This window comes from Amycolatopsis sp. NPDC059027, from assembly GCF_042739735.1.
GTDB lineage: Bacteria > Actinomycetota > Actinomycetes > Mycobacteriales > Pseudonocardiaceae > Amycolatopsis.
The window spans coordinates 28,849-34,427 of the sequence record NZ_JBHYIK010000079.1 but is presented as its reverse complement, the minus strand read 5'-3'; the positions used below and the strand labels follow the sequence as shown (position 1 = coordinate 34,427).

Sequence of the window (5,579 nt, the reverse complement as noted above, 5' to 3'; positions counted from 1 at the left end):
TTTTGTTTTTTTTAGTTTCAGACCTCTATCTATATCTTGCTCTTTCTTGCCCGTTCGACTTCTACCATACCCCCCCCACCCCCCCACCCCCTTCAGCCGCGGAAGGCGGCGCGGTAGGCCGTCGGCGTCGTCGAGCGCAGCCGGGTGAACTGGTGCCGCAGCGCGGCGGCCGAGGCGTATCCGCAGGCCACCGCGATGTCCTCGACCGACAGCCGTCCCTCCTCCAGCAGCGCCTGCGCGCGGTCGAGCCGCCGCTCGGTCAGCCAGCGGTGCGGCGTCGTCCCGGTGGCCGCCGAGAAGCGCCGCAGGAACGTCCGCTCGCCGAGGCCGCTGCGCCGCGCCAGTTCCGCGACGGTGAACGGCTGATCGAGCCGTCGCTCGACCCACTCCAGTGCCTCCGCGACGACGGAGTCGTCCGGCGCGGCCGTCGCCGGGACGGGCGCTTCGACGAACTGTGCCTGACCGCCCGTCCGGTGGGGTGCGGCCACCATGCGCCGCGCCAGCGCCGTCGCGGCCGCGACCCCGCGCAGCCGTCGCACCAGGTGCAGGCACAGGTCCACCGCGGCCACGGTGCCCGCGCTGGTCAGGACGCCGTCGTCGTCCACATACAGTGCTTGGGGGTCGACCTCGGCCGTGGGAAACCGCTCGCGGAACTCGGCCTCGTACACCCAGTGCACGGTGCAGCGCCGGCCGTCGAGCAGGCCCGCGTAGCCCAGGGTGAACACTCCCGCGCAGAATCCCGCCACCCACGCCCCGCGCGCGGCCGCGTCCCGCAGGACGTCGAGCACCGGCTCCGGCGGCGGCGCGGTCCGCGGCGCGCAGGTGGGCACGATGAGCAGATCCGCGCTCGTCGCGTAGTCCAAAGAGGACAAACCGGTGAGCCCGAAACCGGACCAGCTATGAACTTCCGCGCCCTCCGGAGCACAGACCGCGAAGTCCCAACCGTCCATTCCGGACGCACTGCGGTCGGTGCCGAACACCTCGCAGGCGACCCCGAGTTCGAACGGCGACACCTGGTCGGCGAGCACGACCGCGACACGGTTCACATCCACCCGGCCAGGATGTCACAAGTTTTGCGCCCGATGTCATTTCTGACACTGGTCGCTCGCGATCCGCCAGGCGAAGGTGGACGCCATGACGAACCTCTCCCCCGAAACCCGGCCACTTCTCCAGTGGTCGGCGGCGATGGCCCTGTCCGGCACCATCGGCGCGGTCGTGCTGGAAAGCGGCGCGGCGGCCCCTGCCGTGGCGTTCGCGCGCTGCCTCGTCGGCGGCGTCCTGCTGCTCCTGTGGTCCGCCGCGCGCGGCTGGCTGCACACCTGGCGGCCCACCCGCCGCGATTTCCTGCTCGCGGTGCTGGGCGGCGTCTTCCTCGTCGGCAACTGGGTGCTGCTGTTCGCCTCGTACGCGCTGTCGTCGATCTCCGTCAGCACCGTCGTCTACCACACCCAGCCGCTGATCCTGGTCGGTCTCGCCGCGGCGTTCCTCGGCGAGAAGGTGACGAAGAACCACCTCGTCCGGGCGGGCATCGCGTTCGGCGGGGTCGCGGTGATCTCCCTGTCCGCGCACGGCGAGGACGGGAAACCCGTGCGGCTGGCGGGAATCGGGCTGGCACTCGGCGCGGCCCTGCTCTACGCGGGAGCGTCCTTCGTGGCCAAGCAGCTCACGCACATCCGGCCGCATCTGCTGGCGGCGGTCCAGTGCGCGGTCGGCGCTGTCCTGCTCGCGCCCGCGTTGCTGCTGACGCCGCTGCCGTCGACGACGTCCGGCCTACTGTGGCTGGTGCTGCTGGGCACCGTGCACACGGCACTGATGTACGTGCTGATCTACGCCAGCATCGGGAAACTTCCGACGACCACGGTCGCCCTGCTGTCCTACGTGTATCCCGTGGTCGCGGTGCTTGTGGACGTCGCGGCCTACGGGCACCGGCCCAGCTGGCCGGAGCTGCTGGGCATGCTCGCGGTCCTGGCGGCGGCGCTCGCTCCGCGCCGCACCACCAGGACCGCGGTGAACGTCACTCGTGGTTCGGACCCGTGTGGTATTCGAACACCAGTCCGCCGATCGTGATCAGCAGCGCGACGATGGCGATGACGAGGAGCCAGACGTGGAAGAACGCGAGCGCGAGGCCGCCGAGCGCCGCCGAGGCGGCCAGGCCGATCGGCCAGTAGCTGCCCGGGCTGAAGAAGCCCAGCTCGCCGGCACCGTCGCTGATCTCCGCGTCCTCCCGGTCCTCCGGGCGTGCCTCGATCCGCCGGGAGACGAACCGCAGGTAGCTCCCGGCCAGCAGGGCGAGCCCGCCGGTCAGGATCAGGGCGACCACGCCGACCGGTTCGGTGCCGTAGCCGCTCATGTAGTGGGTCATGAACCCGTAGATGACGGCCACGACGAAGGCAAAGCCCGCGACGATGTCGAAGATCCGCGCTTCGACCTTCATGGACGTTTCCTTTCGAAGCTTCGGACCGGGTCAGTTGGACGCGGTACGGGCGGTGCGGTCGGTGTTGAACGGCTTGGTGGTGACCGCGTACGGGCTGCACAGCTCGCCGCAGTTCATCGCCGACAGCGCCTCGGACGCGGTGTTCGGCTTGCCGGTCTTCGGGTTCGTCTGCGTGCGCAGCTGGATGTACCGGTCGTACTTGTCCGGCGACAGCGCGCGGACCTCGAAGTTCATCACCGAGTGGTACGTGCCGCACAGCTCCGCGCACCGGCCGACGAAGGAGCCTTCGCGGTCGATGGAGTTCTGGAAGGAGAAGTCCTGGTTGTTCTTCTCCGGGTCCGGCATGACGTCCCGCTTGAAGTGGAACTCGGGGACCCAGAACGAGTGGATGACGTCGGTCGAGCGCAGCTTGTACTCGATCGTCTTGTTCGTCGGCAGCACCAGCAGCGGGATCTCGCCGGACGAGCCGACCGTGCTGACCTGGCCGCCGTCGGCGCGCTTGGCCTTGTCGCCCTCGTACTTGAACTCCCAGTTCCACTGGAAGGCGATCACGTCCACGGTGACGTCCGGGTTCGGCTTCTTGTCCAGAACCCTGCTCTCGGTCGTCGCGGTGAAGAAGAACAGCACGCAGACCATGATCGTCGGGACGACGACCGTGAACAGCTCCAGCGGGATGTTGTACTGGAACTGGCGGGGCAGCTCCTCTTCCTCGCCAGGGGCCGTCTTCTTCTTGCGGTGGAAGGTCGCGGTCCAGAAGATCAGCGCCCACACGATGACACCGACCACCAGCGCGGCGATCACGGTCCAGGTCCACAGCCACCGCATGTCGTTCGCCTGCGGGGTGACACCCACCGGCCAGCCGAACCGCAGGATCTCGTCGCCCGAGCAGCCCGTCGCGGTCAGCGCGACCAGCACCACCAGCGCGGCGACGCGGCCGACCCGCTTACCCACCGGGGTGCGCCCTGGATTTCCCACTGCGCCTCGCCCTTTCACCCAGAGCCTCCTCGACCGATCTTCGTGACAGGCGGAGCCTAGCCGAGTTGGCGGATCCCGCCGCCCAAGGGGTACGCGTGACACACGTGTCACCCACCACGGCCGGGTACCGGTGGCGCGCGGCATACTGGGCCCTTCCCAGACCCCGGCCACGACCAGAGGTGTGTGAGTACACGTGTGCGGCCTGCTTGGACTGATCTGCGCCACCGAGACCGACGCGGCGAACGCCCGTGACGCCGTCGGCGCGGCGATGCGCTGCCAGCGCCACCGCGGCCCGGACGAGCAGGACACCTGGGCCGATGCCGAGGTCGTCTACGGCTTCAACCGGCTCGCCTTCATCGACGTCGAGCACGCGCACCAGCCGCTGGTCTGGGGCCCGCCGGAGGCTCCGGCGCGCTACACGCTGAACTTCAACGGCGAGATCTACAACTACCTCGAGCTGCGAAAAGAGCTGACCGAGGAGCACGGCGCGAAGTTCGGCACCGAGGGCGACGGCGAGGCGATCGTCGCGGCGTACCACTACCTCGGCGAGGCCGCGGTCGAGAAGCTGCGCGGCATGTTCGCCTTCCTGATCTGGGACTCGCAGGAGAAGGTGGTCTTCGGCGCGCGCGACCCGTTCGGCATCAAGCCGCTGTTCTATTCCGCCGGACCGGGCGGGATCGCGTTCTCCAGCGAGAAGAAGTCCCTGCTGGAGCTGTCGGACACGCTCGGCGTCGCCGAGGAGCTGGACCGGACGGCCCTGCAGCACTACCTCGTCCTGCAGTACGTGCCCGAGCCCGAGTCGCTGCACACCGGGATCCGCCGCGTCGAGTCCGGCACGTCGTTCCGCCTGAAGCCCGGCGGTGAGGTGAAGTTCACCCGGTACTTCCACCCGCAGTTCACCGTGAAGCCCGTGAACAGCGAGGCCGAGGCCGAAGCGCTGTACGAGCGCATCGCCGATGTGATGCGCGACTCGGTTTCCAAGCACATGATCTCCGACCCGGACGTCACGGTCGGCGCCTTCCTCTCCGGCGGGATCGACTCGACCGCGACCGCGACGCTGGCCAAGGAGCACAACCCGAACCTCATCGCGTTCACCAGCGGGTTCGAGCGCGAGGGCTACTCCGAGGTGGACGTCGCCGCCGAGTCGGCCGCGGCGATCGGCGTCGAGCACGTGGTCCGCATCGTGTCGGCGGACGAGATGATGGAAACGCTGCCGCTCATCGTCTGGTACCTCGACGACCCGGTGGCCGACCCGGCGCTGGTGCCGCTGTGGTTCATCGCCCGCGAGGCCCGCAAGCACGTCAAGGCGGTGCTGTCCGGTGAAGGCGCGGACGAGTTGTTCGGCGGCTACACGATCTACGGCGAACCGCTGTCGCTGGCGCCGTTCGAGAAGATCCCCGGCGGTGTGCGGAAGCTGCTCGGCAAGGTTTCCACGAAGATCCCCGAGGGCACACGCGGCAAGGACCTGCTGCGCCGTGGCGCGCTGACGCTGGAGGAGCGCTACTACGGCAACGCGCGCAACTTCCGCGACGAGCAGCTGCGCGCGGTGCTGCCGGACTTCGCCGAGGGCATCGGCTTCATGGACGTCACCGCGCCCTGGTACCGCGAGTCGAAGGGCTGGGACCCGGTCGCGCGGATGCAGCACGTCGACCTGTTCACCTGGCTGCGCGGCGACATCCTGGTCAAGGCGGACAAGGTGACCATGGCGAACTCGCTGGAGCTGCGGGTGCCGTTCCTCGACGCCGAGGTGTTCAAGGTCGCCGCGAGCATCCCGCTCGACCAGAAGCTGGCGGGCGGTACCACGAAGTACGCGCTGCGCAAGGCGTTGACGAAGATCATCCCGCCGCACGTGATCAACCGGAAGAAGCTGGGCTTCCCGGTGCCGATCCGGCACTGGCTGCGGGACGAGATGTACGACTGGGCACGCGGGATCATCGCGGACTCGAAGACCGACGCGCTGCTCGACAAGAACGCCGTGCTGGCGCTGCTGGAGGAGCACAAGGCCGGGCAGTTCGACCGCAGCAGGCAGATCTGGGCGCTGCTGGTGTTCATGATCTGGCACGGGATCTTCGTCGAGCACCGCATCAAGCCCGAGATCCCCGAGCCTGTCTACCCCGTCAAGCTCTAGGGTCCCGGCCTGCCGTCAAGGCCACCTTACGGGCGTCTGGCG

Annotated in this window: 5 protein-coding genes; 2 read left to right on the top strand and 3 right to left on the bottom strand. The window is 68.8% G+C overall.

Annotation, left to right across the window (positions count from 1 at the left end; all coding sequences use genetic code 11):
- Window positions 1–92 precede the first annotated feature (92 nt).
- On the bottom strand, window positions 93–1,052 hold the full coding sequence (locus ACFWY9_RS37820) for a GlxA family transcriptional regulator (protein WP_378331420.1): 960 nt from the start codon (window positions 1,050–1,052) through the stop codon (window positions 93–95).
- A gap of 82 nt (window positions 1,053–1,134) precedes the next feature.
- Here ACFWY9_RS37820 and ACFWY9_RS37815 point away from each other — a divergent pair, with 82 nt between their 5' ends.
- Window positions 1,135–2,067, top strand: a complete 933-nt coding sequence (locus ACFWY9_RS37815; RefSeq protein ID WP_378331421.1) for a DMT family transporter — start codon at window positions 1,135–1,137, stop codon at window positions 2,065–2,067.
- Here the strand turns inward: ACFWY9_RS37815 and ACFWY9_RS37810 are convergent.
- Both ACFWY9_RS37810 and ACFWY9_RS37805 read right to left on the bottom strand, forming a co-directional pair.
- Window positions 2,015–2,434 (bottom strand): cytochrome c oxidase subunit 4, encoded by a 420-nt coding sequence (locus ACFWY9_RS37810; RefSeq protein ID WP_378331422.1) that lies wholly within the window; start codon window positions 2,432–2,434, stop codon window positions 2,015–2,017. The genes ACFWY9_RS37815 and ACFWY9_RS37810 overlap by 53 nt on opposite strands.
- Window positions 2,435–2,464: 30 nt before the next feature.
- Window positions 2,465–3,409 (bottom strand): cytochrome c oxidase subunit II, encoded by a 945-nt coding sequence (locus tag ACFWY9_RS37805; RefSeq protein ID WP_378331423.1) that lies wholly within the window; start codon window positions 3,407–3,409, stop codon window positions 2,465–2,467.
- Window positions 3,410–3,602: 193 nt separating this feature from the next.
- Between ACFWY9_RS37805 and asnB the strand changes: the two genes are divergently transcribed.
- Window positions 3,603–5,537, top strand: coding sequence for an asparagine synthase (glutamine-hydrolyzing) (gene asnB / locus ACFWY9_RS37800; RefSeq protein WP_378331424.1), 1,935 nt, complete (start codon window positions 3,603–3,605; stop codon window positions 5,535–5,537).
- Window positions 5,538–5,579: the final 42 nt, after the last annotated feature.

What these genes read in the sequence shown, in the direction of transcription:
- ACFWY9_RS37810 (WP_378331422.1), bottom strand. Translation starts at nt 2,434, where the DNA reads ATGAAGGTCGAAGCGCGGATCTTCGACATCGTCGCGGGCTTTGCCTTC.
- ACFWY9_RS37815 (WP_378331421.1), top strand. Translation starts at nt 1,135, where the DNA reads ATGACGAACCTCTCCCCCGAAACCCGGCCACTTCTCCAGTGGTCGGCG.